Genomic DNA, 26556 nt, shown 5'->3' on the forward strand with positions numbered 1-26556 from the left:
GTTGTAGTGCGTTTGATATATATTAGAAAAAACAGAAGGATGCTTTAGATCCGTTCCGACGGTCATTACTCTGTCATTGGAAATGCAATCTCCAGTCGATATTGCGTCGCACAAGACTACTTGACTATTTGTGCGTCGCATTTAGATTTTTCCCCGTAACCCGGCCGTCGGCCAAACCAATAAAGGGACGGAGAAGCATGTTCAATTTCGACGAAGCGAACAAAAAGGGCAAGGAAGCCATGGACACGGCTCTGAAGAGCTATTCCGATGTCACCAAGGGTTTCCAGGCGATTGCTGCTGAAGCTGCCGAATATTCCAAGAAGTCGTTCCAGGACGGCGTTACGCATTTCGAAACCCTGGCCGGCGTCAAGAGCTTCGAGGCTGCTTTCGAACTGCAGAGCGGCTTCGTGAAGTCGTCCTATGAAAACTTCGTGGCCGAAGCGACCAAGCTGGGCGAAATGTACGCCGATCTCGCCAAGTCTGTGTACAAGCCCTACGAAGCTCCGATTGCCGCTGCCACCAAGGCTCCCGGCAAGACCCCCGCTTCGGTTGCGCCTGCTGCATAAGCGCTCCGCTTAAGGACAGTGATTCACGAAAGGACCGGCTGCGCCACCCGCAGCCGGTCTTTTGCGTTCCCGATTACCGATCGCGATCCGATCATGGCCGCGACTTTTTTGATCATGGCCCGCTTTGGCAACGAATTCTGATTGCAGTGTCCGGTAGGGGGCTTAAAATCATGCCAATATGAACTAAGTTAGGGGTTCGGATATTCGGCCCGACAGAGTCAGTTGCCCAATCCAGTTTGCCAAGTCGGAATGCGATAGCTTCCTGCCGGATGATTTGAGGAATGAATGAAATGATCGCTGAGCCGATCCGGATGCAAAACGACAGCGAAAGGAACGGGGACAACGGAAATCGCGGGACCTCGGTGATCACGCGCACCAAGCCCAAAACCAAGAAACCCAACCTCTACCGCGTGCTGCTTCTAAACGACGACTACACGCCCATGGAATTTGTGATCCATATCCTGGAGCGTTTCTTCCAAAAGGATCGAGAGAGTGCCACCCGCATCATGCTTCATGTCCACAACCACGGCGTCGGCGAATGCGGGATATATACATATGAGGTAGCTGAAACGAAGGTGAGCCAGGTGATGGATTTTGCCCGGCAGCACCAGCATCCGCTGCAATGTGTTATGGAAAAGAAGTGAGGATCTGAACGTGCCAACATTTTCGCCTAGTCTTGAGAAGGCGCTGCATCAGGCACTGACCTACGCGAACGAGCGGCATCACGAATATGCCACGCTGGAACATCTGCTACTGGCTTTGGTGGACGACGCCGATGCTGCGGCTGTCATGGGCGCGTGCAATGTTGATCTCGACGCGCTCCGTAAGACGCTGACTGAATACGTCGATAATGAACTGTCCAATTTGATCACTGGTTATGACGAGGATTCGAAGCCGACTTCCGGCTTCCAGCGCGTCATCCAGCGCGCCGTCATCCATGTCCAATCCTCCGGCCGCGAGGAAGTGACCGGCGCCAACGTTCTCGTGGCAATCTTTGCGGAACGGGAAAGCCATGCGGCCTTCTTCCTGCAGGAGCAGGAAATGACCCGCTACGATGCGGTCAACTACATCTCTCACGGCATTGGCAAGCGCCCGGGTTCCTCCCAGACCCGCACGCCGCGCGGCGCCGAGGATACCGAATCCGAAAGCAAGCCGACCTCCCGCGGCGAGCAGGAGGAAGGGAATAACAAGAAGCAGCAGGATGCGCTGAAGGCCTATTGCGTCAATCTCAATGAGAAGGCGAAGAGCGGCAAGATCGACCCGCTGATCGGCCGTAACTCCGAAGTCAGCCGCACCATCCAGGTGCTGTGCCGCCGTTCGAAGAACAACCCGCTCTATGTCGGCGACCCCGGCGTCGGCAAGACCGCGATCGCCGAAGGCCTCGCCAAGCGTATCGTCGAGGGCAAAGTGCCCGAAGCCTTGGCCGATGCGACGATCTTCTCGCTAGACATGGGCACGCTGCTGGCCGGCACGCGCTATCGCGGCGATTTCGAAGAGCGTCTGAAGCAGGTCGTCAAGGAGCTCGAAGAATATCCGGGCGCCGTGCTGTTCATCGATGAAATCCATACGGTCATCGGCGCGGGTGCCACCTCAGGCGGTGCGATGGATGCATCGAACCTGCTGAAGCCGGCCCTGTCTTCGGGTGCGATCCGCTGCATCGGTTCGACCACCTATAAGGAATACCGCCAGTTCTTCGAGAAGGATCGGGCACTCGTCCGCCGCTTCCAGAAGATCGACGTCAACGAGCCGACCATTGAGGATGCCATCGAAATCATGAAGGGCCTGAAGCCCTATTTCGAAGAGTATCATCACCTGCGCTACTCGAACGATGCCATCAAGTCGGCAGTCGAATTGTCGGCTCGCTATATTTCCGACCGCAAGCTGCCCGATAAGGCGATCGACGTGATCGACGAAACGGGTGCCGCGCAAATGCTGCTGCCGCCGTCCAAGCGCCGCAAGCTGATCACGGAGCGGGAGATCGAGGTAACGATCGCCACCATGGCCCGTATTCCGCCGAAGACGGTGTCCAAGGATGACGAGATGGTCCTCGCCAACCTCGAGCAGGAACTGCGTTCGGTCGTTTACGGTCAGGATACGGCAATCGAGGCGCTTTCGACCTCGATCAAGCTCGCTCGTGCGGGCTTGCGCGAGCCAAACAAGCCGATCGGCTGCTACGTCTTCTCCGGCCCGACTGGCGTGGGTAAGACCGAAGTCGCCAAGCAGCTTGCTTCCTCGCTTGGCGTCGAACTGCTGCGCTTCGACATGTCGGAATATATGGAACGTCACACGGTTTCCCGTCTGCTCGGCGCACCTCCCGGCTATGTCGGTTTCGACCAAGGTGGCCTGCTGACCGACGGCGTCGACCAGCATCCGCATAGCGTCGTCCTGCTCGACGAAATCGAGAAGGCGCATCCGGATATTTTCAATATCCTGCTGCAGGTCATGGACCATGGCGCACTGACCGACCATAACGGCAAGAAGATCGACTTCCGCAACGTCATTCTGATCATGACGACCAATGCGGGCGCGTCGGAAATGGCTAAGTCCGCGATCGGCTTTGGTTCGTCCAAGCGTACGGGCGAGGATGAAGAGGCTCTCAACCGGCTCTTCACTCCGGAATTCCGCAACCGTCTGGATGCGACCATTCCGTTCGCAGCGTTGCCGACCACGGTCATCCACAAGGTCGTGCAGAAGTTCATCATGCAGCTCGAGGCTCAGCTTTCCGAACGGAACGTTACCTTCGATCTGCACGAGGACGCGATCGCCTGGCTGTCCGAGAAGGGTTACGACGACAAGATGGGTGCCCGTCCGTTGGCACGCGTCATCCAGGAACACATCAAGAAGCCGCTGGCGAACGAAATCCTCTTCGGCAAGCTGAAGAAGGGCGGCGTCGTCAAGGTCACCGTCGGCAAGAAGGAAGACGGTACGACCGGCATCCTGCTCGATGCCGTCGCCGATACAGCGCCGATCCGGCCGAAGCCGGAAGCCGAAGTGGTCGATGCTGTGGTCGATGCGGATGAGGATGACGGCGACACCGTCAAGACCAGAAGCCGCGTCGGCAAGGCCGGCACCGCTTCCGACGCCCGCCGTTCGCCGAAGGCGCCGTCTTCTGGCAGCGATGGTGAACCGGACAATAAGTCGCCGCGCAAGGGGACCACAGTGCCTAAGGTGCCGCGCAAGTAATCGGCGGCTGATCGCCTGAGAAAACAAAACGGCTGCATTGGCGACAATGCAGCCGTTTCCATATGCTTATGAACCATATCTCATAAAGCGATTTAAGAAGATCAGCGCCTGCTTGCCTCAGCTCAATGCTTCGATGATCTTCTTGGCATTCTCTGCCAACACAGCGCCATCTTCCATCTTGCCCGAATGCGGCTTCAGGGCGATACCCTCATGGCGCGGGATGATGTGGAAGTGCAGGTGAAACACGGTCTGGCCGGCGGCCGGCTCGTTGAACTGGGCGATATAGACACCATCCGCCTCGAAAGCCTCCTGGATCGCGACGGCGACTTTCTGGACCGTGGTAATCAGATGCGGCAGGACGCTCGGATCGGCATCGAGAAGGTTGCGCGAAGCGGCCTTCGGCAGCACCAGCGTATGGCCGGGCGCCTGTGGCATGACATCCATGAAAGCGACCGTGTGTTCATCCTCGTAGATACGATAGGACGGAATCTCGCCTTTCAGGATCTTCGCGAAGATATTGTTGGGGTCATAGGCGGCGGGGCTGGTCATCCAGGGTCTCCTCGTCTTCCGATTATAATTGTCCAGAGCAGCTAAATATCTTGCCGCTCGCCTTTGCGGAAGGGGCTGTGCTCCGCCAGAACCTCACTCATCTCCTCCACTTGCTCACGCTCATGCTTGAGATAGTCGGCAACCGCGCGGCGCAAGCCTTGATGGCCGATATAATGCGCCGAATGCGTAATGACCGGCAGATAGCCGCGGGCGAGCTTGTGTTCGCCCTGCGCGCCGGCTTCAACCCGCTTCAACCCCTTGGCCAGCGCGAAATCGATCGCCTGATGATAGCAGACTTCGAAGTGCAGGTAGGGATGATCTTCGACGCAGCCCCAGTGCCGCCCATAGAGCGTTTCGCCGCCGATGAAGTTGATGGCACCAGCCACATAGCGACCTTCGCGTTTGGCCATCACCAGCAGGATATCGTCGGGCATACGCTCGCCGATCAGCGAATAGAATTTGCGGGTGAGATAGGGCCGGCCCCATTTGCGGCTGCCGGTATCCATATAAAAAGTGAAGAACTGGTCCCAGATACGTTCGGTGAGATCGCTGCCGGTCAGCCAGTCGATGCTGATGCCGCCTTCGAGAGCGGCACGCCGCTCCTTTTTCAGCGCCTTACGCTTGCGCGATGCCAGCGTTTCTAGGAAGGCGTCGTGATCGGCATAACCATCGTTGATGAAGTGGAACTGCTGGTCGGTACGATGGAGATAGCCGTCGCCTTCGAAAACGGAAATCTCGTCTTCCGGCAGGAAGGTGATGTGGGCGGAGGAGACGCCGAGTTGCCGGGTCACCTCCTTCAGGCTTTCGGCCAGCGCCGGCTGAATCATCTCGCGATCCCAGCCCTCGGCAACGAGCAAACGTGGGCCGGTTGCCGGCGTGAAGGGAATGGAGCACTGGAGCTTCGGATAATAACGGCCGCCCGCGCGCTCGAAGGCATCGGCCCAGCCGTGGTCGAAGACATATTCACCCTGACTGTGATTCTTGAGATAACCGGCGACGGCACCGATCAATTCGCCGCTGTCGGTTTCGAGCAACAGGTGATTCCCAAGCCAGCCGGTCTTATCGGTGGCGGAACCAGACTCCTCCAGGGACGACAGAAAGGCATGCGAGACAAACGGATTATACGGCAGCACCGTACCCGCTCTCGATGCCCCGGCGAGCTTGGACCAGCTCTCCGGAGAAATGTTTTTGAAAGAACGCTCGACTCGAATGGATAATTCGTCTGTCATCAAATTCGTCTGTTAGGAAGGAAAGGCGGGGCTCTCCCTTGGGTCGAACCCTTCGAAGGTCATTTGATCTGCGTTGGCGAATGTGTGTTTGCGGGCCGCTTCGTCGCGCACGGTCCAGGTGATGACCGGAATGCCGCGCTGGCGCTGCGCCGTGATGAAGGGGTTCGGCAGGTGGCCATAGAAATACGAGATGAAGTCTAGCCCAAGCTGCATGGCTTCGTCATGCTTAAAAAATGTCTCGGGCTCGTTTCCATCCGCCGTCAGGCCGACAGGGTAGGGCGCGTCGAGCTCCTTCAGGTCTTTGAGCAGCCAATGGTCGAAGCTCATCAGCGCGACATGACCCTTGTAGCCTTCCAGCACTTCCAGCACGGATTCCGCAAAGCCCTCGTCGTCGCCTTCGCGGCCCTTGAGCTCCAGCACCAGCGGCACCTTGCCGTCGCAGAGCTTGAGGAGTTGTTTCAGCGTCGGAATCTTGTCGTTGGTGCCTCCGACCGAAAGCAGGCCGAGTTCGGCCGAGGTACGGTCACGAAGCTGGCCGGGAAGATTGCAGACGCGCTGCAGGTCGTCGTCGTGAAAGACGACCGGAACGCCGTCGGCGGCATAGTGCAGATCGCATTCGATGGAAAAACCTGCATTGATTGCGCGAGCGAAAGCCGACAGCGTGTTTTCCCAAACCTGCTTGTTCATGTCGTGATAGCCGCGGTGGGCGACAGCACGTTCCGTAAGCCAGGCAATCTTGCTCATTATGCAATTTCCATGATGGCATCGATTTCGACGGCGGCATTCAGCGGCAGCGCCGCCATGCCAACCGCGGCGCGCGCATGCTTGCCGGCGTCGCCGAGTACATTTGCCAGAAGATTGGAGGCGCCGTTGATCACAAGATGTTGTTCTACGAAGTCGGGTGCCGAGGCGACGAAGCCGTTCAGCTTGATGATACGCTTGATGCGCCCGAGATCGCCGTTCAGGGCTGCCTTCGCTTGGGCCAGGATATTGATGGCGCAGAGCTCGGCAGCGCGTTGGCCGCCGGCAACGTCGACATCCCTGCCGAGGAGGCCGGTGACGCCGAGTTTGCCATTTTCCATCGGCAACTGCCCGGACAGATAAAGAAGATTGCTGCTGATGACATAGGGTACATAATTGGCGGCCGGCGCAGCGGCCTGCGGCAGGACGATGCCAAGCTCCTTCAGACGGCTCTCGATAGCGTCGGACATTTTCATCTCCCGTTTTGTTGTAAAATCTTCAAAAATCCGGCATCAAGCTTAAATTCCCTTTGCCGGGAAAGGCAGCCTCGATTTAAGCGCGATTCCGAAATACGCGAAGCGATCTTGGACGAGATCACGCCAAATCAAAAGGCAGAGCGAGATGACGAATTGATGACGGGCCGCCTCACTCTAGCCGAAGCGTTCTTATAGCATCGCGTGCGAGTCCAACAGGAGATATTGAATGTTCCGCTCGAGTCTTGCCGCCGTTGTTGTTTCGAGTTTAGGCGTGGCGTCTCTGGGCGCACCCGCCGCTGCTGCGGGTCCGAGCGGGTTGGTCGCGCATCGTGCCGTCTACGATCTCGAACTGAAGGATGCCTCCGACCGGTCGGGCATAGCCGGCATGTTCGGCCGAATGGTCTATGAATTCGACGGTTCCGATTGCACAGGTTTCACCACCAATTTCCGCTTTGTCACTCAGATCGACACGGGTGATTCGACGCGCGTCAGCGACCAGCAGACGACCACATTCGAGGATCTCACTAAGCGCACGTTCCGCTTCGAGACCAAATCCTATACGGACGATCAGCTCGACAAGGATGTGCGCGGTGCGGCGGCCGACGATCAGAAGGGCATCAAGGTCGACCTGACTCAACCGCAGGCCAAGCAGGTCGAGCTCATCCAGAGCCGCTTTCCGACGGAACATATGCTCGACATTATCCACAATGCCAAGCTCGGCAAGAATTTCTTCGAGGCCGAGGTTTTCGACGGCTCCGACGACGGCGACAAGTCGTTGATCGCGACAACCGTCGTCGGCAAGCAGTCGACGCCCGCCACGGACGATCCCGATGCCGACAAGGCCGGAATGTTCGCGAAAACGCCGTTCTGGCCGGTGACCGTCGCCTATTTCAACGACAAATCCAAAGGCGACGCCATTCCGGTCTACCGCATGTCGTTCAAGCTCTACGAAAACGGCATTACCCGCGACCTCACCATGGATTATGGTGACTTCGTGCTGACCGGCAAGCTCTCCAAGCTTGAAGTGCTCGACACCAAGGCCTGCCAATAGGCTTCGTCAGGGCGCCACGCCATAAGGCAAAACCCTCGTCATAAAACTGTGTCCGAAGCGTCACTATTCCAGCGTGCATCCGGCACGCCGTGAGTGAGTCTCATGTCCCGCTGTGCCGATCTGAAATTATAGCGGGCCGTGCGGGCCGCGTCGCTTATTGTGGGAACAATCGGCAGGCTTCCGCAGACGGTCCCGTGTTGATAGACGAGAAAGCACGACCTATGGCCAATACCGATCTCGCCCCCGCCTCCAACGCCGCTTTGCCGGTTGTCATGGCCGATCCGGCGGAAATTGCCCGCATCGGCGATACCATCGATCTGAACGACCGCGCCGGCATTTCGGTCTATGGAGACCGCGCCCAGCAGTCCGTCTCCGACTATTCCGACAGGATTTTGCGCGAGGTCCGCAATAGGGATCTTGGCGAAGTCGGCAAGTTGCTGACGGATATTATCATCAAGTCGAAGAAGCTCGACCCGGCATCGCTGAAGGACGAGGGTTTTCTTTCCAAGATATTCTCGTCGTTCAAGGCGAGGCTGGAGCGCTTCAAGGAAGAGTTCGAGGATGTGGCCGGCCAAATCGACCGCATCGGCCTTGAGCTCGACCGGCACAAGGATACGCTGCGCCGCGACATCGCCCTTCTCGACGATCTCCATGAAGAGACGAAGCAGTCGATCCTGCAGCTCGACGCCTATGTCCAGGCTGGCAAAACCTTCGCCGAGCATTTTCGTAGCGTCGAACTGCCGAAGCTGAAAAGTGCTGCCGATGCAGCGGCGGCCAATCCCGGCGGCGGTATGCTGGAGGCACAGACCTATCAGGATAGCGTACAGGCCCTCGACCGATTGGAAAAGCGGGTATTCTACCTGCAGCAGGCACGCCAGCTCGGCATTCAGCAATTGCCGCAGATCCGCATCGTGCAGGCCGGCGACGAAACGCTGATCGAAAACCTGCAGGCGACCTCGGCGCTGACGGTGCCCGCCTGGAAGCAGAAGATGGTGATCTTGCTCGGGCTGTCACGGCAGAAATCGGCGCTCGAATTGCAGAAGACCGTGACCGACGCCACCAACGACATGATCCGCCAGGCATCCGAGATGATGAAGGATCAGGCGATTGCCATCGAACAGCAGTCGCAACGCGGTATTGTCGATATCGATACGCTCGCCGCCGCCAACCGCGATCTGATCGATACGATCGGCGGCGTCTTGAAGATCCAGGAAGAAGGCCGCAGGAAGCGGGCCGAAGCCGAGCAGCGAATGGACAAAATGACCGTCGAACTCAAGAAGGCGATGATCGAGGCGCGATGAGCGGCATGATGATCCGCACACTTCTCACCGGCCTGGCGCTGACGGCTGCCCTTGCCCTGACGGGCTGCAATTCCGGCGCGGGACCGAAGTTCTCGATCGTCTCCGGCTCGGAAAATACCGTTATCCAGCCGATCGTCGAAGAATTCTGCAAACAGAAGAGCGCAACCTGCAGCTTCACCTACGAGGGCACTCTGGATATAGGGCTGGCGCTGCAGAGCGACAAAGGCGTCGAACAGGACGCAGTCTGGCCGGCGTCGAGCGTGTGGGTCGACATGTTCGACACCAAACGCCGCGTGAAGACGCTGGCCTCGGTGGCGCAGACGCCTGTTATCCTCGGCGTGCGCAAATCGAAGGCGCAGGCGCTTGGCTGGATCGGCAAGCCGGTCTTCATGAAAGACATATTGGCGCCCGTGAACAGCGGCTCGCTGAAATTTCTCATGACCTCGGCAACCCAGTCCAATTCGGGCGCCAGCGCCTATCTTGCCATGCTCTCCAGCGCGCTCGGCAACAAGCCCGTCATCGAGCCTGGCGATCTCGACAAGGCGGACGTGCAGGGCACTGTCAGGGCACTGCTCGCCGGGGTCGAACGCTCGTCGGGTTCCTCCGGCTGGCTCGCAGACCTCTATACGGAGTCTGTCAGCAAGGGCACGCTCTACGACGCCATGTGGAACTATGAAGCGGTGCTGAAGGAGGCCAATGACAAGCTCATCGGCATGGGCAAGGAGCCGCTTTACGCGATCTATCCGGCCGACGGCGTAGCGATCGCCGATTCGCCGATCGGCTTTATCGATCACGGACGCGGCCCGGAGGTCGAGACCTTCTTCAACGAGCTCGTCGCTTATTTGCGGTCCGCGCCCGTGCAGAAGCGTATCGCCGATACCGGCCGCCGCATTCCATTGGGAGACGTCGCGGCCAAAGCGGACCCGAATTGGAATTTCGACCCCAACCGGTTGGTGACCGCGATCCGCATGCCGGAGCCGGCCGTGATTCGCCAGGCGCTCGATCTCTACCAGGGCGCATTGCGCAAGCCGTCGCTGACGGCCCTTTGCCTGGATTTCTCCGGTTCCATGGGAGGCATGGGCGAAAATCAATTGCAGGCCGCCATGCGGTTCCTGTTCAATCCGGATGAAACAGGCAAGGTGCTGGCGCAATGGACACCGGCGGACCGCATCATGGTCATTCCTTTCGACAGCCGCGTACGGACGACGTTTTCCGCGACGGGGGACCCGGCACAACAGAAGAGCCTTGTCGATAAGGTGTCGCTGCAGCATGCCGATGGCGGCACCGATATGTATGCTTGCGCAAGCAGGGCGCTTGACCGCATGAGGGATACACCAAATCTGTCGTCCTATCTGCCGGCCATCGTCATCATGACCGACGGAAAGTCCGAGGATGCGAGCCGCGATTTTCTGAGTGAGTGGATGGCAACCAACCCGCATGTGCCCGTCTTCGGCATCACTTTTGGCGACGCAGACAAGTCACAGCTCGATGCCTTGGCCAAAGCGACATCGGGGCGTGTATTCGATGGCCGCGGCGATCTCGTCAGCGCCTTCCGCGCGGTGCGTGGCTACAACTAGGACAGCGATGCGCAACTGGTTCGGCAATGACTGGAATTGGATCGTGGCGGGGCTCGCTGCCGCGATCATCGTTCCCGTCTTGAGCTTTTTTGCCAAGATGCCGCTGTGGATCGCGGCCGTCATCGGTCTGCTCGTCTTTGCAGGCCTCATCTTTGCATTGTCGCCGCGTCGGCTTTTCGAAGGTCTGGATGCGAAAGCCGTCGGCAAGGGACGTCTCGATTTCGCGCGCGATCTTTTGAATGCGGCCGCGCCAGCCGCGCAAAGGCTGGAAGCTTCGGCGGACCATATCGCTAATAAGGAGACGGCAAAGCGCGTGCGTCATCTGGCCGAAATCGCCGCCGATGTCTTTGCCAAGGTGGAGGCGAGCCCCGAAAGCGCTGGCACCGTGCGGCGGTTCCTCAGCTATTACCTGCCGCGAGCGGCCGAAGTCGCCGAGGGTTTCGCCACCCTCGAGGCCAAACGCGTGCCTGATCGGAAACGATTGCAGGACGTGGAGCTGGTGCTCACCAAACTCGAGGATGCCTTCGTGCACTATTCGGACAGTCTCGTCGACGACAGGCTCGATACGCTGGACACCGAGCTGCGCCTCATACAGGCCTCGCTCAAAGAGGATATTGGACGCTGATGGCGATCTCTCGCCGCGCCTTTGGAGTGGGACTTCTTGCTACCGGCGTCGCCGGCACCGGTGGCTATTTCGCCGTGAAGGACCGGCCGGAGTTCCAGGGACTGCTTGGCAACCGTACGAAGCTCTTCGGCTTCATCGGCGGTGAGAAGGTGGCGTTTCTGGCGGATGAGGATGTCGTCGGCGCTCTGCATGGTTATGGACTGGAGATAGACAGCCGCGTAGCCGGTTCCGTGGAGATGGTGCGCGAGCCGGCGCTTCTGTCGCAGAACCCCGCGTTCCTGTGGCCGTCGTCCTCGATCATGGTCGATATCGCCCGGCAGAGCGGCGTCAAGATCCGCGACGACCGCGTCGTGCTGAACACGCCGGTCGTCGTCTACACCTGGCAGCCCGTGGTCGACGGGTTGATGAAAGCCGGGCTGGTCACCGTGACACCTACAGGACAGCATCAGCTTGATCTGAAGGCACTGCTCGATGCCGTCCTTGCGGGAACGAATTGGTCCAAGCTCGGGGTCGACGCGCTCTACGGACAGGCGCGCATCGTCTCGACCGATCCGAATCGCTCCAATTCCGGCTTCATGTTTGCCGGATTGGTACTGAGCCTGTTTGCCGGCAACGTCGCGACGGTCGCCGATCTGGCTCGATCCGGCGACAAGGCGCAGATGATCTTCCGCAATATGGGCTTCAAGTCGCCGTCATCAGGCAAGCTTTTCGATCAATATCTGGCTGGCGGACTTGGCGGCGAACCGATGATCGTCGGCTATGAGAATCAATTGGTCGAATGGATCATCGCCGATCCCGAACGGTGGAAGCGCGTTCAATCGAGCGCCACGGCAAAGCCGGTCGTGCTCTACCCGCATCCGACCGTCTATTCCTCCCATCCTCTGATCGTCGTCGATGAGACCGCCAACCGGATGATGGAGGCGCTGACAAGCCCGAAGCTGCAGGAACTCGCCTGGACCAAGCACGGCTTCCGCGGGCCATTGGGTACGGCGACCGGGAACGCCCACGATGCCATTGCCGGCCTGTTGCCGGCCGAGATCGACGCTGTTTTGCCGATGCCGGACGCCAACGTCATGCTGGCATTGCTCGACAAGGTGGCGAGCTAAGGGCAGGGGTCTGCCGTATTTTTTCCACCTAAGCCTTGCATTCCCGGCAAATCGAATGTATGGGCAGCCGCATTCCACACGTAAGGCATGGGATTGTCCGGGAGAAATCCGGATCGTTCCGCCCGGTGGCATCTTCGAAGAGGATGCTGTTCGCCTTGCGGAGGTTCAACCGGAAAAGGAGTCAAAGGCATGGCATTGCCTGATTTTTCTATGCGTCAGCTTCTGGAAGCTGGTGTTCACTTCGGCCACCAGACGCATCGCTGGAACCCGAAGATGAAGCCGTACATCTTCGGCGATCGTAACAACATCCACATCATCGACCTCGCGCAGACGGTTCCGCTGCTGAGCCGCGCCCTTCAGGTCGTCAGCGACACCGTTGCCCGTGGCGGCCGCGTTCTGTTCGTCGGTACCAAGCGTCAGGCGTCCGAACTGATCGCCGACAGCGCCAAGCGCTCGGCCCAGTACTACGTCAACGCCCGCTGGCTCGGCGGCATGATGACCAACTGGAAGACGATTTCGAATTCCATTCAGCGTCTGCGCAAGCTCGACGAAATCCTCAACGGCGAAGCCCAGGGCTTCACCAAGAAGGAACGTCTGAACCTTGAGCGCGAGCGCGAAAAGCTGGACAAGGCTCTCGGCGGTATCCGCGATATGGGCGGCACTCCGGACCTGATGTTCATCATCGACACCAACAAGGAAAAGATCGCGATCGACGAAGCCAAGCGCCTCGGCATCCCGGTCGTTGCCATCATCGACTCGAACTGCGATCCGGACCTGATCGACTATCCGATCCCGGGTAACGACGACGCCTCGCGCGCCATCGCTCTCTACTGCGACCTGATCTCGCGCGCTGCCATCGACGGCATTGCCCGCCAGCAGAGCGCATCCGGCCGCGACCTCGGCGCTTCCGTCGAAGCTCCGGTCGAGCCGACTCTGGCGGACGGCACCGAAGCCTGATCGCGTCTTGTGGCGGGCAGAAGCTTGTCCGCCCGAGCGTATTGATATCCGGGATAAGGCCGTTTGCGACTTCAAGGAGTTCGAGCGGCCTTGTTCTGTTTTAGGATAGCGCGTTGCCTGGGCGATAAATCCAGGCGTGTTCCAATCAAGAATTCCACAGTATGACGCAGCTTCATAACGCTGTCATACTTACGGGTACATTTCGTCCCTCAAATCGGTGCCTTCGGCTTAACGCCGTTTGCCGCACCGTATGAACCGACAAGAGGAAGCTTATGACCGAGATTACGGCTGCACTGGTGAAAGAACTGCGCGAAAAGTCTGGCGCAGGCATGATGGACTGCAAGAAGGCGCTGACTGAGACGAACGGCGATATCGAAGCCGCGATCGACTGGCTGCGCGCCAAGGGCATCTCCAAGGCCGACAAGAAGTCCGGCCGCACCGCCGCTGAAGGCTTGGTCGCCATTGCCGGCGCCGGTCACAAGGCTGTCGTCGTCGAGCTCAACTCCGAAACCGACTTCGTTGCCCGTAACGATGCCTTTCAGGATCTTGCTCGCGGCATCGCCGAAGTTGCGCTGTCCACCAACGGCACTGTCGAAGCCATTTCGGCTGCGGCCTATCCCGCATCCGGCAAGCCGGTCGTCGACACCATCAAGGACGCGATTGCAACCATCGGCGAAAACATGGCGCTTCGTCGTGCGGCCAAGCTGGAAGTTGAGCACGGCGTCGTTGCGACCTACATCCACAACGCTGCTGGCGACGGTATCGGCAAGCTCGGCGTTCTGGTTGCCCTGAAGTCGGTCGGTGACAAGGCCGTTCTGACGTCGATCGGCCGTCAGGTTGCCATGCACATTGCTGCTACGAACCCGCTTGCCATCCGTCCGGAAGAAGTCGACGCTGCCGTCGCCGAGCGCGAACGCAACGTCTTCATCGAGCAGTCCCGCGCCTCCGGCAAGCCGGACAACATCATCGAAAAGATGGTCGAAGGCCGTATGCGCAAGTTCTTCGAAGAAGTCGCTCTTCTGTCGCAGGCTTTCGTCATCAACCCGGACCTGACTGTCGCCGCTGCCATCAAGGAAGCTGAAAAGACCGCCGGCGCGCCGATCGAAATCACCGGCATGGCCCGCCTGCTTCTCGGCGAAGGCATCGAGAAGGAAGAGACCGACTTCGCCGCTGAAGTCGCCGCTGCCGCCAAGGGCTGATCAACGAATTCATTTCGTCTGTTGACGAAACGAAACCATATCCCAGATAGGTGAAACCATATCAGGGGAAACCCGTGGGCATCGCGTGACAACGCGGTGCCCTTCGTGTATCCGGCTTTCACTATTACCCCGCGATCACTTCAAGGAGCGACAATGTCCCAGCCGATCTACAAGCGCGTATTGCTCAAGGCCTCCGGCGAAGCTCTGATGGGCAGCCAGGGGTTCGGTATCGACGTTACCGTCGCTGACCGCATTGCATCCGATATTGCTGAAGCGCGCGAAATGGGTGTGGAAGTCGGCGTCGTCGTCGGCGGCGGCAATATTTTCCGCGGCGTTGCCGTGGCCTCCAAGGGTGGAGACCGCGTGACCGGCGACCACATGGGCATGCTCGGCACTGTCATCAACGCGCTGGCTTTGGCTACCTCGCTGCGCAAGCTCGACATCGATACGGTGGTGCTGTCAGCCATTTCCATGCCGGAGATCTGCGAAAGCTTTTCGCAGCGTGCGACGCTCTATCATCTCTCGCTTGGCCGCGTGGTAATCTTTGCCGGCGGCACCGGCAATCCCTTTTTTACCACCGATTCGGCCGCAGCGCTGCGCGCCGCCGAAATGGGCGCGGAGGCAATCTTCAAGGGGACGCAGGTCGATGGCATCTATTCCGCAGATCCGAAGAAGGTCCCGAACGCCGAACGTTTCGAACATCTGAGCCACAGCCAAGTGCTGGAAAAGGGGCTCGCCGTCATGGATGTGGCCGCCGTGGCTCTTGCCCGTGAAAATTCAATTCCGATCATCGTCTTTTCTATTCATGAAAAGGGCGGTTTTGCAGAAATCTTGACCGGCGGCGGCCGTAAGACCATCGTATCAGACAATTGACGTTCCTGTGGCACCGGGTCTCCCGGCGCCGCCTATCAGACGGGAGTACAAAAACATGAGTGAAGGCACCGACCTTAAGGAACTGAAGCGCCGCATGGATGGCGCTATCGCAGCATTCAAAAGCGATATCGCCTCGCTGCGCACCGGGCGCGCGTCCGCCAACATTCTCGATCCGGTCACGGTTGAAGCCTATGGTTCGCGCATGCCGCTGAACCAAGTCGCCAATATCACCGTTCCCGAGCCGCGTATGCTCACCGTTTCCGTTTGGGACAAGTCGATGGTCGGCGCCGTCGAGCGGTCGATCCGCGAATCCAATCTCGGCCTCAACCCGATCGTCGATGGGCAAAATCTGCGCATTCCCCTGCCGGAACTCAACGAGGAGCGCCGCCGCTCGCTGGTCAAGGTTGCCCATGAATATGCCGAAAAGGCGAAGGTAGCCATTCGCCATGTCCGCCGTGACGGCATGGACGGTCTCAAAAAGGCCGAAAAGGACGGTGTAATCGGTCAGGACGAAAGCCGTGCTCAGTCCGAGCGTGTACAGAAGATGACGGACGATACGATTTCGGACATCGACCGCTTGCTAGCCGACAAAGAAAAGGAAATCATGCAGGTCTGATTGCGCGCTAGAGCCGTCCCGCTTTCAATTGGGAAATATTGAAAGCGGCGAGGCTGCGCTAGATCTGAAGCCCGAGAGCATTTTCCTGCCGAACGAAACCGGATCCATATGTCAGTTCCCACGTTCTCTGCCATACCCGATCACGTGGCCATTATCATGGATGGCAACGGGCGCTGGGCCAATTCGCGCGGCCTGCCACGCACTATGGGCCACCGCAAGGGCGTGGAGGCGGTGCGGGAAACGGTGCGGGCCGCGGGCGACGTCGGGATAAAATATCTGACGCTCTTTGCCTTTTCCTCGGAGAATTGGCGCCGCCCGGAGACCGAGGTGAGCGACCTACTCGGCCTGCTCAAGGCGTTCATCCGGCGGGACCTTGCGGAACTGCATCGCCAGAATGTCCGCATCCGCGTGATCGGCGACCGCTACAATCTGCGCAGCGATATCTTGCCGCTGTTGATCGAAGCGGAAGAGACCACCAGGGACAACACTGCGCTGACGCTGATCATCGCCTTCAATTATGGCTCGCGCGACGAGATTACCCGCGCTTTCGTCAGCTTGGCCAAGGATGTCGAAGCCGGGCGACTGCGCCCGCAGGACATATGTCCTGAATTGATCGATGCACGACTGGATACCGCCGGAATTCCCGACCCCGATCTCATCATCCGCACCAGCGGCGAAGAGCGGCTGTCGAATTTCCTCCTCTGGCAGGCGGCCTATTCGGAATTCATGTTCATGCCGGAGTACTGGCCGGACTTCAGCCGCGATCTTTTCTTCTCCGCGCTGGAAAAATACGCCGCGCGCGATCGGCGCTTTGGTGGGCTTTCCGCCAAACAGGCGGCCGTGGGGTCCTGATGAGCCGTGAACTCAGGCTGCGCATCATTTCCGGCATTGTGCTTGCCGCGGTCGTTTTGGCTGCGACCTGGTATGGCGGTCTGAGCTTTCGTATCCTGGCAGCGGCGATCGGCCTGCTTGTCTACTATGAATGGTCGACGATAACCGACCTGCATGGCCGCGATCCGCAGGGCAATGCGCTTGGCTGGCTCGGCCTCGTGCTGATAGCCGGCGCGACGCTGATGGCCGAATCCGTCTATTCTCTGGAGATGTTGGTCATCTTTGTTGCCGTGACGGCCATCATGGTCGCCGCGCGCCGCAAAAGTTGGTGGTTGCCCGGTGGCATATTCTATGCGGGGTTGACGGCTATCGCTCTTGCCGAGATCCGGGATGACGATCTGCGCGGCTTCGTACTGATGCTGTTCATTTTCGCCACTGTGTGGGCGACGGATATTTTTGCCTATTTCGTCGGCCGCGCCATCGGCGGAGCGAAGCTCGCTCCGCGCATATCGCCAGGCAAGACTTGGTCGGGCGCCATCGGGGGCGCCATCGCCGCGGTAATTGCCGGTACAGCGGTCGTCTGGAGCTTTTTTTCAGCAGATGGTTTATGGATTCCTGCACTCACGCTGGTGCTGTCAATCTGCAGCCAGATTGGCGATCTTTTCGAGTCTTTCATCAAACGCCGCTTCGGAGTCAAAGATTCCAGCCACCTGATTCCTGGCCACGGCGGCGTCATGGACCGGGTCGACGGACTAATTTTTGCTTGTTTTGCAGCGTTTTTGTTGGCTATCGTAATATCGCTGACAATAAGCGGCGAGACTATGTCATTGGGCGGCGTTCTGCTCGGTGTCTGAAATCAACGCGAACAGGATCGTTGCATGGGTAGCGTGGCAGGCATCATCGGCTTCTTGACGAACAACGTGATTACGTTTGTTTTCGTACTGTCATTGCTCGTTTTCGTGCACGAAATGGGTCATTATCTGGTCGGGCGCTGGTCCGGCATCCGCATCATGGCCTTTTCGATCGGCTTCGGTCCAGAAATCGCCGGCTTCACCGACCGCCACGGCACGCGCTGGAAGCTGTCGATCATTCCGCTCGGCGGTTATGTCCGCTTCTTCGGCGATGAGGATGCTTCGAGCAAGACCGATGTCGATCAGCTCTCGGCCATGAGCGAAGAGGAACGCGCCCGGTCCTTCGCCGGCGCGAAGCTATGGAAGCGAGCAGCAACGGTGGCGGCCGGTCCGATCGCCAACTTCATTCTCGCCATCGCAATCTTTGCCGTACTCTTCGTCGTCTATGGTCGCACTGTCGCTGATCCGGTCGTTGCCGTAGTCATGCGTGGCGGTGCCGCGGCTGAGGCGGGAATCGAGCCTGGCGATCGCCTGGTTGCTATCGACGGCACCAAGGTGACGACGTTCGATGAAGTGCAGCGTTATGTCGGCTTGCGGCCCGGTCGCAATATCCTGCTGACCGTCGAACGCGACGGCCAGAAGCGCGACTTCGGCATCGTTCCGAAACTGGTTGAAGACACCGATCAGTTCGGCAACAAGATGGAAGTGGGTCGTATCGGTATCGCACTCGTCGATCCGCTAGTGACGGCGGTTGAGCCGGGCGGACCGGCTGCCCAGGCCGGCGTCCAGGCGGGTGATCGCCTGATTGCCATCGACGGCAACAATGTCGCGACCTACTATGATATAGCCCGCTATGTGGGCGATCACGGCGGCAAGAGCCTCGTCTTGACCGTCGAACGCAATGGCCAGACGCGCGATTTTCCGATGGTACCGGAAACATTGGCCGCGACCGACGCCTCTGGAAAGAAGAAGGATGTCGGCAGCATCGGCATTTCGCCGATCGACCCGCTCGTCGCTTCGGTCGCACCGGACAGCCCGGCGCAAGGGGCCGGTATCGCGCTCGGCGACCGCATCCTCTCCGTGGATGAGCATGTGGTCGATTCCATCGGTGACGTGCAGCGTTTTGTGGCTTCTCGTCCAGACAAACCGGTGATGTTGCACATCGAACGCAATAGCCTCACGCGGGACGTCGAGGTGACTCCCAAGAAGACCGAAGAACCCGATGCCTTTGGCAACGCGACGGAGATCAGCAGCATTGGGATTACCGACGGCCAGAAGCCTATCAAGCTCCGTTATGAGGCATATGGTCCGTTCCGGGCGCTCGGCGAAGGCGTGAGGCAAACCGGCAGCATCGTGTCCGGCACCTTCGAATATCTAGCCAATGTCGTCGGCGGTTACATGAAGGCGGATCAGCTTGGCGGCCCCATTCGGGTGGCACAGCTTTCCGGACAGATGGCAACGCTGGGCTTTTCGGCGGTGCTCCAATTCGCCGCCATACTTTCTGTTTCCATTGGGTTATTAAATTTGATGCCGGTGCCGGTACTTGATGGCGGGCACTTGATGTTCTATGCGATTGAAGCCGTGAGGGGAAAACCGCTGGGTGCTCGGGCACAAGACATCGCTTTCCGAATTGGTTTTGCGATGGTGCTGTCACTCATGGTGTTTGCGACATGGAACGACATCAGCTCCAGGATAGGCTGATAAGTCAGTAAGAGGAAATTACGATTTATTTACGATGTTTCAAAGCTGTAGTGGCGAATGAGCCACGCTTTGAAATGAAGTAAACAGAAATTAACTTGCTCCCTTGCTTGTATGTCAAAAGCGGGTAAAACGACACACGTGGCCGGAATCGGGTTCGCTCGGGGCTGGGGACGACTGATAAAAAGGTAAGAAGTGAAAATGAAGGCTGGTTCAAGATTTTTGAACGCAGTGTCGGCGGTAGCGCTGTCTGCAGGTGTTGTTGCGTCGGGCGCTGGTGTTATCACCCTTGCTTCTGCCTCGGTCGCAGAAGCCGCTGTCATACAGCGGGTCGATGTCAGGGGAGCTGAACGCGTTGGTGCAGAGGCTGTCCGCGACAACATCACGATCAAGCCCGGCAAGAACTTCTCGCCAGCCGACATCGACAGTTCGGTAAAGCAGCTTTATGCCACCGGATACTTCTCCGATGTGCACGTGACCGTCTCCGGCAGCACGCTGGTCGTTTCCGTCAAGGAAAACCAGTTGATCAACGCCGTGGTCTTCAACGGCAACCGCAAGATCAAGGATGACAAGCTTCAGGGCATCGTCCAGACCCATGCGGCCGGTCCGTACAGCGAAACCCAGGTTCAGGCCGACATCAAGACGATCAAGGACGCTTACGCGGCAATTGGTCGTAATGAAGTCCAGGTGACGACGCAGACCGTTCCGGTCGCGCAGGGCCGTATCAACGTGGCCTTCGTCATCAACGAGGGTGACCGCACCAAGATTGACAAGGTCAATTTCTCGGGCAATCAGGCTTACAGCAGCGGCCGTCTTGCTTCGGTGATCAGCACCAAGAAGAGCAACTTCCTGTCATTCTTGACCCGCAAGGACGTCTACAGCCCGGAACGTCAGCAGGCGGACCAGGATGCGCTGCGTCAGTTCTATTATAATCACGGCTATGCCGACTTCCGTATCGTCAGCGCCGATGCGACGCTGAACGAGCAGTCCAACGAATACACGCTGAACTTCAACGTCGACGAAGGTCCGCGCTATACCTATGGCGACATCAACGTGGTTTCGACGGTCGAGGGCATCAATGCGGATGACCTGAAGAGCCTGGTCATCACGCATAAGGGCGATGTCTACAGTGCCAAGGACATCCAGACCTCGATCGAAAACATTTCCAAGCGTGTCGCTTCGGCTGGCTATCCGTTCGCCCGCATCACGCCGCGCGGCAATCGTGACCTGACCGGCCACACGATCGGTATCGAATATCTGGTCGACCAGGGCGAGCGCGCCTATGTCGAACGGATCGAAATCCGCGGCAACACCCGCACGCGCGACTACGTCATTCGCCGCGAGTTCGACATCAATGAAGGCGATGCCTTCAACCAGGAAATGATCACCCGCGCAAAGCGTCGTCTCGATGCGCTCGGCTACTTCACAAAGGTTGACATCAGCACCGCTCAGGGCAGCGCCCCGGACCGCGTCGTCGTGATCGTCAACGTCGAAGACCAGCCGACCGGCTCGTTCGGTATAGGTGCCGGTTACGCCGTCGGCAACAATGGCGGCCTGCTGCTGGAAGCTTCGGTCGAAGAAAAGAACTTCCTCGGTCGTGGTCAGTACATCCGCATCGCTGCGGGTGCCGGCACGGAGGGCAATCGTACCTATAACATCTCGTTCACCGAGCCCTATTTCCTCGGCTATCGTCTGGCTGCCGGCTTCGACATCTTCCGGAACCAGACCTCGAGCGACGATTTCTACGATTATTCGGAAGAAGGCTTCTCGCTGCGCGTCACTGCGCCGATCACCGAGAACTTCGCGACGACGCTGCGTTACAACTATAAGCGTCTCCAGTACGACGGCACCAATGACTGGCAGGACAACCTGTCTGCTCCGTACCTGAACCTGGTGAACAATAGCCCGTGGGTTCAGTCGACGGTCTCGCAGACCTTCACCTACAACACGCTGGACGACCAGAACCTGCCGCGCGAAGGTATCATCGCCAAGTTCACGCATGAATATGCGGGTCTCGGCGGCGACTCCGACTTCTACAAGCTGAGCGGCAAGGCACGTTACTACAAGATGATCAGCGACGAAGCCGACATCATCGGCTCGCTGACGGTCGGCGCCGGTTATGTCATGCCGACAGGCGACCACCTGAACGTCTTCGATCAGTTCACGCTTGGCGGTCGTGAAATTCGCGGCTTCGAAAATGCTGGTATTGGTCCGCGTTCGTCGCATGGCGATGCACTGGGCGGCACGACCTACTTCACGGCTTCGGCTGAAGCAAGCATGCCGATGCCGGGCGTTCCGCAGGATATCGGTCTGCGCGTCGCAGCCTTTGCCGATGCGGGTACGCTCTATGGCAACAAGGCCGATCTCTTCGGTGACGTGCTGCACAACGACAGCTCGATCCGCGCTTCGCTGGGTGCGGGCCTGATCTGGTCGTCGCCCTTCGGTGTTATCCGTGTTGACTATGCTGTGCCGGTTCTCAAGGAAGACTACGACAAGACCGAGAATTTCCGGTTTGGCATCGCCAACCAGTTCTGATATCGGCAGCCCAGAACTGCGGGCTTAACACCGTTCTGGAGCTGGTGCTTATGGAACATATTGGTTTTTTCCCGCCCCATGATGGCGTCAGCCTCCGTGCGCTGGCCGAGCATCTTGGGGCGGAGCTTGTTGACGAGGCCTTCGCCGACGTCGTCATCAAGTCCATCGCTCCTGTCTATAGGGCCGGAGAAGGCGACGTTTGCTATATTCTCTCCCGGAAGAATCGTGCGGAATTGGAGACCTGTCGGGCTTCGGCGATCATTTGTCTGCCGGCGCTGAAGTCTTTCGTTCCCGCGCATATCCCGGTTCTCCTCTCCAGAAAGCCGCACACGGACTTCGCGTTGACGGGTGCCTTGCTGCATCCGCAAGCCATGCGTCCGGTTGCGCTGACATCGGAGCCGACGTTGATTTCACCGGCGGCCTTTGTCGACCCGACCGCCAAGCTTGAAGCGAATGTCGGCGTTGAGCCGTGCGCAGTTATCGGGCCCGGTGCCGAGATCGGCGAGGGTACGCGTATTGGAGCCGGTGCCATGATCGGGCCGGGGGTCAAGATCGGACGCAATTGCACGATCGGTGGCGGCGCGAGTGTGCTTTGCTCCTATCTCGGTAATGGCGTCATCATCCACAATGGCGCGCGCATCGGTCAGGATGGATTCGGCTATGCGCCGGGGCCGCGCGGCATGGTGAAGATCGTGCAGATCGGCCGCGTCATCATCCAGGACAATGTCGAGATCGGCGCCAATACCACCATCGATCGCGGCACCATGGATGATACGGTCATCGGCGAAGGCACGAAGATCGACAACCAGGTACAGATCGGACATAACGTCCGCATCGGCCGCCACTGCGCCATCGTCAGCCAGGTTGGCATCGCCGGCAGCACGGTCGTCGGCGACGGTGTGCAGATCGGTGGTCAGGCAGGCTTGAACGGCCATATTCATATCGGCGACGGTGTTCAGATCGGCGCCAAGAGCGGCGTGATGAATAGCATTCCGGCAGGTGAGCGTTATGCGGGTCTTCCGGCGCGGCCATTGTGGGATTTTCTAAGAGAGTCGGCCGAGATCGCAAAACGGTCAGGAGCCAGAGAAAAGAAGGACGGGAGTGCGGAGCATGACTGAAGAAGCCAAGACGTCGCTGTCGTCGGCGGACGTCATCGAGATCATGAAGCTCTTGCCGCATCGCTATCCCTTCCTGATGGTCGACAAGATCATCGAGATCGATAGCGATAATTCCGCGATCGGCATCAAGAACGTCACGGCCAACGAGCCGCAATTCACCGGCCATTTTCCGGGGTCTCCGATCATGCCGGGCGTGCTTCTGATTGAAGGTATGGCGCAGACGGCCGGCGCAATCTGCGCCCGCAAGGACGGAATCGGCGGCAATCTCGTCTACTTCATGACGATTGACAATGCCCGCTTCCGCAAGCCGGTCGTGCCCGGCGATCGTGTTGAATTCCACGTTGTCAAGCTGAAGCAACGCGGTACGATCTGGAAGTTCCATTGCGACGCCAAGGTCGATGGCTCGCTGGTGGCCGAGGCCGATATCGGCGCGATGATCGTACGGAAGGACCAAGAGCAGGCATGAGCAGTATTGCAAAAAGCGCGCGCATTCATAAGCTCGCGGTCGTTGAGGATGGAGCGGTCATTGGCGAAAATGTCGTCGTCGGCCCGTTCTGCCATGTCGGCCCCAAGGTCGTGTTGCATGATGCTGTCCAGCTCCTGACGCATGCGGTTGTGACCGGCCGGACGACGATCGGCAAGGGCACGAAGATATTCCCGATGGCGGTGGTCGGCGGCGATCCGCAGAGCGTGCATCACGGCGGGGAAGAGACGACGCTGGATGTCGGCGAGAACTGCACGATCCGCGAAGGCGTGACGATCAATACGGGCACGGCCGACTACGGCGGCAAGACCATCGTCGGCAACAACAACCTGTTCCTTGCCAATTCGCACGTCGCCCATGATTGCCGCGTCGGCAACAATGTCATCATGTCGAACAACGTCATGCTGGCCGGGCATGTTACCGTCGAAGACCGCGCCATTCTCGGCGGCGGCTGCGCGGTGCATCAGTTTACCCGTATCGGCCGTCAAGCCTTCATCGGCGGTCTTTCGGCCGCAAGCTACGATGTCATTCCCTATGGCATGCTGAACGGAAACCCGGGCGTGCTTTCGGGTCTGAACATTGTCGGCATGACCCGGGCGGGCATAGAGCGCTCGGTTATCCATATGGTTCGCCGCGCCTATAAAAGCATCTTCGAAGGCGAAGGCTCGATCCGCGACAATGCTGCGGCAATCCGCGATGAATACGCCGATTGCAAGGAAGTAATCGAGATTCTCGATTTCATCGCCGCCGACAGCGATCGCGCATTGTCGTCGCCCAATCGCGGTAAGGGCTGAGGTGGCCGCGAGCGGTCAAAACCACATGGGCAGGCTGGCGATCATTGCAGGCAGCGGCTTTTTGCCGGCCTATGTTGCCGATGCCGCCCGGCAGGCAGGCGAAGATCCCGTTATCATAGCGCTGACGAATGAGGCAGATCGCGACTGGTCCGCTTTCGATCATGCGAATCTCGGCGTCGGAAATTTTGCCGGACTGGAGGCCATGTTCCGCCGCTATGGCGTCGACCGGGTCGTCATGTCCGGAGGCGTGGCGCGCCGCCCGCCTTGGCGCGATGTGCGCCCGACCTGGCGGGTGATCAAGGAGTTGCCGTCGACCATCCGTACCCTTCTTTCCGGCGGCGACAATGCCGTGCTGCAGATGGTAATCCGCCTGATCGAGGCTGGCGGCGTCCGCGTCGTCGGCGCGCAGGAGATCGCACCGGATTTGCTGGCGACCACCGGGCCGCTCGGCCGTTTCTCGCCTTCGGAAGAGGATCTACGCGATATTGCCCAAGGTGCGAAGGCAGCCGATGCCCTCGGGCTGCTGGATGTCGGGCAGGGTGCCGTCAGCGTCGGCGGTCGCGTCGTGGCACTGGAAGGCGCCGAGGGCACGGACAAGATGATCGAGCGTGTCGCAGGTTTGCGGGCCGATGGGCGTATATCGCAACGCCGCCGCGGCGTACTGGTAAAGCTCTGCAAGCCGCAGCAGGATGTACGCGCCGACCTGCCGTCGATCGGCGTCTCGACCGTGCTCAACGCCAAGAAGGCTGGCCTTGCCGGCGTCGCCGTCGAGGCGGGCAGGGCGCTGGTGCTGGAGCGCGAAGCGGTCATTGCGGCGGCCGATGAAGCCGGAATTTTCGTCTGCGGCATCGATCGCGGTCTCAGCGCGGAGGGCTTCATGTGAGCCCACCGTTGAAACTCGCTGTCGTCGCCGGCGAGGTCTCCGGCGATCTTCTGGGTGGCGACCTCGTCGCGGCATTGAGGCAACGTTACGACGGCGCCGTCGAGCTGATCGGTGTTGGTGGTGATGCACTGGAAGCGCAGGGCTTGCGATCGCTTTTCGATTATTCCGAACTGTCGATCATGGGTTTTGCGCAGGTCATCAAGCGCCTGCCGAAACTGCTTGCCCGCATCCGCCAGACGGCAGACGCCATCATCGCGGCCAAGCCCGATGCGCTTCTCATCATAGACAGCCCGGATTTCACCCATCGCGTCGCCAAGAAAGTACGCGCTGCGCTGCCGAACCTGCCGGTCGTCGACTATGTCTGCCCGAGCGTATGGGCATGGAAAGAATATCGCGCGCAGAAGATGCTCGCCTATGTCGATCATGTCCTTGCTATCCTGCCCTTCGAGCCGACTGCGATGCAGCGGCTCGGGGGGCCGGCTACGACCTATGTCGGCCATCGCCTGACGGTGGAACCGAACCTGCTGGAGGTCCGTCGCCGGCGTGCGCTTCGCGCGCTCAGTGCGGTCGATGGCGAAAAGACGATCCTGTTGCTTCCCGGTTCGCGTTCCTCGGAAATCCGTCAGCTTCTGCCGGTTTTCGAGCAGGCGGTGCTGGAATTTAGCCGGCGAAACGATCGCGTTCGTTATGTACTGCCGACCGTTCCACGGCAGGAGGCCTTGGTGCGCTCGCTCCTTGAAAACTGGAGCGTCAAGCCGGATGTCTTCGTCGGCCAGGATGCCAAGTGGAATGCTTTTGCCGAAGCGGATGCGGCGATGGCGGCTTCGGGGACCGTAGTTCTGGAATTGGGGCTCGCGGGCGTTCCCGTCATCTCGACCTACAAGACCGAATGGCTTGCCCGCTTCGTGCTCTCGCGCATCAAGACCTGGACGGCGGCTCTGCCAAATTTGATTGCGGATTATGCCGTGGTGCCCGAGCTGATCAACGACGTGCTGCGTCCCGGTCTCCTGGCGCGCTATATGGAGCGCTTGTCGAATGACACGCCGGAGCTTGCAGCCATGCTTCAGGGCTACGATCTGGTCTGGCAGCGAATGCAGACCGAAGAGCCGCCTGGCGAAAAGGCGGCGGCGATCGTTCTCGATGTCTTATCCAGGAAAAAACCCGGCCATCTCTGACCGGGTTTTTGCTCTCTGACCTTTCGGCTTAACGCTTGGAAACCGGAACGTATTCGCGCAGCGGTGCGCCGGTATAGAGCTGGCGCGGGCGGCCGATACGCTGATCCGGATCTTCGATCATCTCGTTCCACTGGGCAA

At 59.2% G+C, this 26556-nt stretch carries 25 protein-coding genes; 21 read left to right on the forward strand and 4 right to left on the reverse strand.

Annotated elements, in window-relative coordinates; genetic code table 11:
• Positions 1-197: 197 nt before the first annotated feature.
• From K290_RS0128980 to clpA, 3 genes are all read left to right on the forward strand, one after another.
• Positions 198-566 (forward strand): phasin family protein, encoded by a 369-nt coding sequence (locus tag K290_RS0128980; protein ID WP_028755010.1) that lies wholly within the window; start codon positions 198-200, stop codon positions 564-566.
• A gap of 290 nt (positions 567-856) precedes the next feature.
• Positions 857-1210 carry an ATP-dependent Clp protease adapter ClpS gene (gene clpS, locus K290_RS0128990; RefSeq protein WP_028755011.1) on the forward strand — a complete coding sequence of 118 codons (354 nt, stop codon included), beginning with the start codon at positions 857-859 and terminating at the stop codon, positions 1208-1210.
• Between the two features lie 10 nt (positions 1211-1220).
• Positions 1221-3749, forward strand: coding sequence for an ATP-dependent Clp protease ATP-binding subunit ClpA (gene clpA, locus K290_RS0128995; protein WP_028755012.1), 2529 nt, complete (start codon positions 1221-1223; stop codon positions 3747-3749).
• Between the two features lie 117 nt (positions 3750-3866).
• On the opposite strand, the gene K290_RS0129000 is transcribed toward clpA, so the two are convergent.
• Genes K290_RS0129000 through K290_RS0129015 form a run of 4 tightly spaced genes read right to left on the reverse strand, consistent with a single transcriptional unit; the run spans position 3867 to position 6738 of the window.
• The gene (locus K290_RS0129000; protein WP_028755013.1) at positions 3867-4298 is read right to left on the reverse strand and encodes an HIT family protein; all 432 of its coding nucleotides are present in this window, start codon (positions 4296-4298) and stop codon (positions 3867-3869) included.
• Between the two features lie 41 nt (positions 4299-4339).
• Positions 4340-5527, reverse strand: coding sequence for a GNAT family N-acetyltransferase (locus tag K290_RS0129005; RefSeq protein WP_028755014.1), 1188 nt, complete (start codon positions 5525-5527; stop codon positions 4340-4342).
• Between the two features lie 12 nt (positions 5528-5539).
• Complete coding sequence (locus K290_RS0129010) at positions 5540-6271, reverse strand: glycerophosphodiester phosphodiesterase (RefSeq protein WP_028755015.1); 732 nt, start codon at positions 6269-6271, stop codon at positions 5540-5542.
• Entirely contained in the window at positions 6271-6738 is a 468-nt protein-coding gene (locus tag K290_RS0129015; RefSeq protein WP_028755016.1) for a RidA family protein, read from the reverse strand. The genes K290_RS0129010 and K290_RS0129015 overlap by 1 nt, the downstream gene beginning before the upstream one ends.
• Positions 6739-6970: 232 nt before the next feature.
• On the opposite strand from K290_RS0129015, the gene K290_RS0129020 reads away from it, so the two are divergent.
• The 18 genes from K290_RS0129020 (at position 6971) to lpxB (ending at position 26418) form a co-directional block, all read left to right on the forward strand.
• On the forward strand, positions 6971-7795 hold the full coding sequence (locus K290_RS0129020; RefSeq protein WP_028755017.1) for a cell envelope integrity EipB family protein: 825 nt from the start codon (positions 6971-6973) through the stop codon (positions 7793-7795).
• 221 nt (positions 7796-8016) lie between these two features.
• Entirely contained in the window at positions 8017-9096 is a 1080-nt protein-coding gene (locus K290_RS0129025; RefSeq protein WP_028755018.1) for a toxic anion resistance protein, read from the forward strand.
• A 5-nt stretch (positions 9097-9101) separates the two neighbouring features.
• Positions 9102-10673 carry a substrate-binding domain-containing protein gene (locus K290_RS0129030; protein ID WP_037136555.1) on the forward strand — a complete coding sequence of 524 codons (1572 nt, stop codon included), beginning with the start codon at positions 9102-9104 and terminating at the stop codon, positions 10671-10673.
• A 7-nt stretch (positions 10674-10680) separates the two neighbouring features.
• Positions 10681-11298 carry a 5-bromo-4-chloroindolyl phosphate hydrolysis family protein gene (locus K290_RS0129035; RefSeq protein ID WP_028755020.1) on the forward strand — a complete coding sequence of 206 codons (618 nt, stop codon included), beginning with the start codon at positions 10681-10683 and terminating at the stop codon, positions 11296-11298.
• Positions 11298-12404 (forward strand): substrate-binding domain-containing protein, encoded by a 1107-nt coding sequence (locus K290_RS0129040; protein ID WP_028755021.1) that lies wholly within the window; start codon positions 11298-11300, stop codon positions 12402-12404. Before K290_RS0129035 ends, K290_RS0129040 begins: the two co-directional genes overlap by 1 nt.
• Positions 12405-12593: 189 nt before the next feature.
• The gene (gene rpsB / locus K290_RS0129045) at positions 12594-13361 is read left to right on the forward strand and encodes a 30S ribosomal protein S2 (protein WP_028755022.1); all 768 of its coding nucleotides are present in this window, start codon (positions 12594-12596) and stop codon (positions 13359-13361) included.
• Positions 13362-13633: 272 nt separating this feature from the next.
• Positions 13634-14560, forward strand: a complete 927-nt coding sequence (gene tsf / locus K290_RS0129050; RefSeq protein ID WP_028755023.1) for a translation elongation factor Ts — start codon at positions 13634-13636, stop codon at positions 14558-14560.
• 153 nt (positions 14561-14713) lie between these two features.
• Positions 14714-15433 carry a UMP kinase gene (gene pyrH, locus K290_RS0129055; RefSeq protein WP_028755024.1) on the forward strand — a complete coding sequence of 240 codons (720 nt, stop codon included), beginning with the start codon at positions 14714-14716 and terminating at the stop codon, positions 15431-15433.
• Positions 15434-15488: 55 nt separating this feature from the next.
• Positions 15489-16049 carry a ribosome recycling factor gene (frr, locus tag K290_RS0129060; protein ID WP_028755025.1) on the forward strand — a complete coding sequence of 187 codons (561 nt, stop codon included), beginning with the start codon at positions 15489-15491 and terminating at the stop codon, positions 16047-16049.
• Positions 16050-16157: 108 nt separating this feature from the next.
• Positions 16158-16901, forward strand: coding sequence for an isoprenyl transferase (locus K290_RS0129065; RefSeq protein ID WP_028755026.1), 744 nt, complete (start codon positions 16158-16160; stop codon positions 16899-16901).
• On the forward strand, positions 16901-17734 hold the full coding sequence (locus K290_RS0129070) for a phosphatidate cytidylyltransferase (RefSeq protein WP_028755027.1): 834 nt from the start codon (positions 16901-16903) through the stop codon (positions 17732-17734). Before K290_RS0129065 ends, K290_RS0129070 begins: the two co-directional genes overlap by 1 nt.
• 24 nt (positions 17735-17758) lie before the next feature.
• Positions 17759-19432 carry an RIP metalloprotease RseP gene (gene rseP / locus K290_RS0129075; RefSeq protein WP_028755028.1) on the forward strand — a complete coding sequence of 558 codons (1674 nt, stop codon included), beginning with the start codon at positions 17759-17761 and terminating at the stop codon, positions 19430-19432.
• A gap of 198 nt (positions 19433-19630) precedes the next feature.
• Complete coding sequence (gene bamA, locus K290_RS0129080; protein ID WP_028755029.1) at positions 19631-21964, forward strand: outer membrane protein assembly factor BamA; 2334 nt, start codon at positions 19631-19633, stop codon at positions 21962-21964.
• A gap of 50 nt (positions 21965-22014) precedes the next feature.
• On the forward strand, positions 22015-23082 hold the full coding sequence (gene lpxD / locus K290_RS0129085) for a UDP-3-O-(3-hydroxymyristoyl)glucosamine N-acyltransferase (protein ID WP_028755030.1): 1068 nt from the start codon (positions 22015-22017) through the stop codon (positions 23080-23082).
• The gene (fabZ, locus tag K290_RS0129090; RefSeq protein WP_028755031.1) at positions 23075-23548 is read left to right on the forward strand and encodes a 3-hydroxyacyl-ACP dehydratase FabZ; all 474 of its coding nucleotides are present in this window, start codon (positions 23075-23077) and stop codon (positions 23546-23548) included. Before lpxD ends, fabZ begins: the two co-directional genes overlap by 8 nt.
• Entirely contained in the window at positions 23545-24360 is an 816-nt protein-coding gene (gene lpxA / locus K290_RS0129095; RefSeq protein ID WP_028755032.1) for an acyl-ACP--UDP-N-acetylglucosamine O-acyltransferase, read from the forward strand. The genes fabZ and lpxA overlap by 4 nt, the downstream gene beginning before the upstream one ends.
• 25 nt (positions 24361-24385) lie before the next feature.
• Positions 24386-25243, forward strand: a complete 858-nt coding sequence (locus tag K290_RS0129100; protein ID WP_172831024.1) for an LpxI family protein — start codon at positions 24386-24388, stop codon at positions 25241-25243.
• Positions 25240-26418, forward strand: coding sequence for a lipid-A-disaccharide synthase (lpxB, locus tag K290_RS0129105; protein ID WP_037136553.1), 1179 nt, complete (start codon positions 25240-25242; stop codon positions 26416-26418). The genes K290_RS0129100 and lpxB overlap by 4 nt, the downstream gene beginning before the upstream one ends.
• Positions 26419-26556 lie beyond the last annotated feature (138 nt).

It is taken from the genome of Rhizobium leucaenae USDA 9039, assembly GCF_000426285.1.
GTDB classification, from domain to species: domain Bacteria; phylum Pseudomonadota; class Alphaproteobacteria; order Rhizobiales; family Rhizobiaceae; genus Rhizobium; species Rhizobium leucaenae.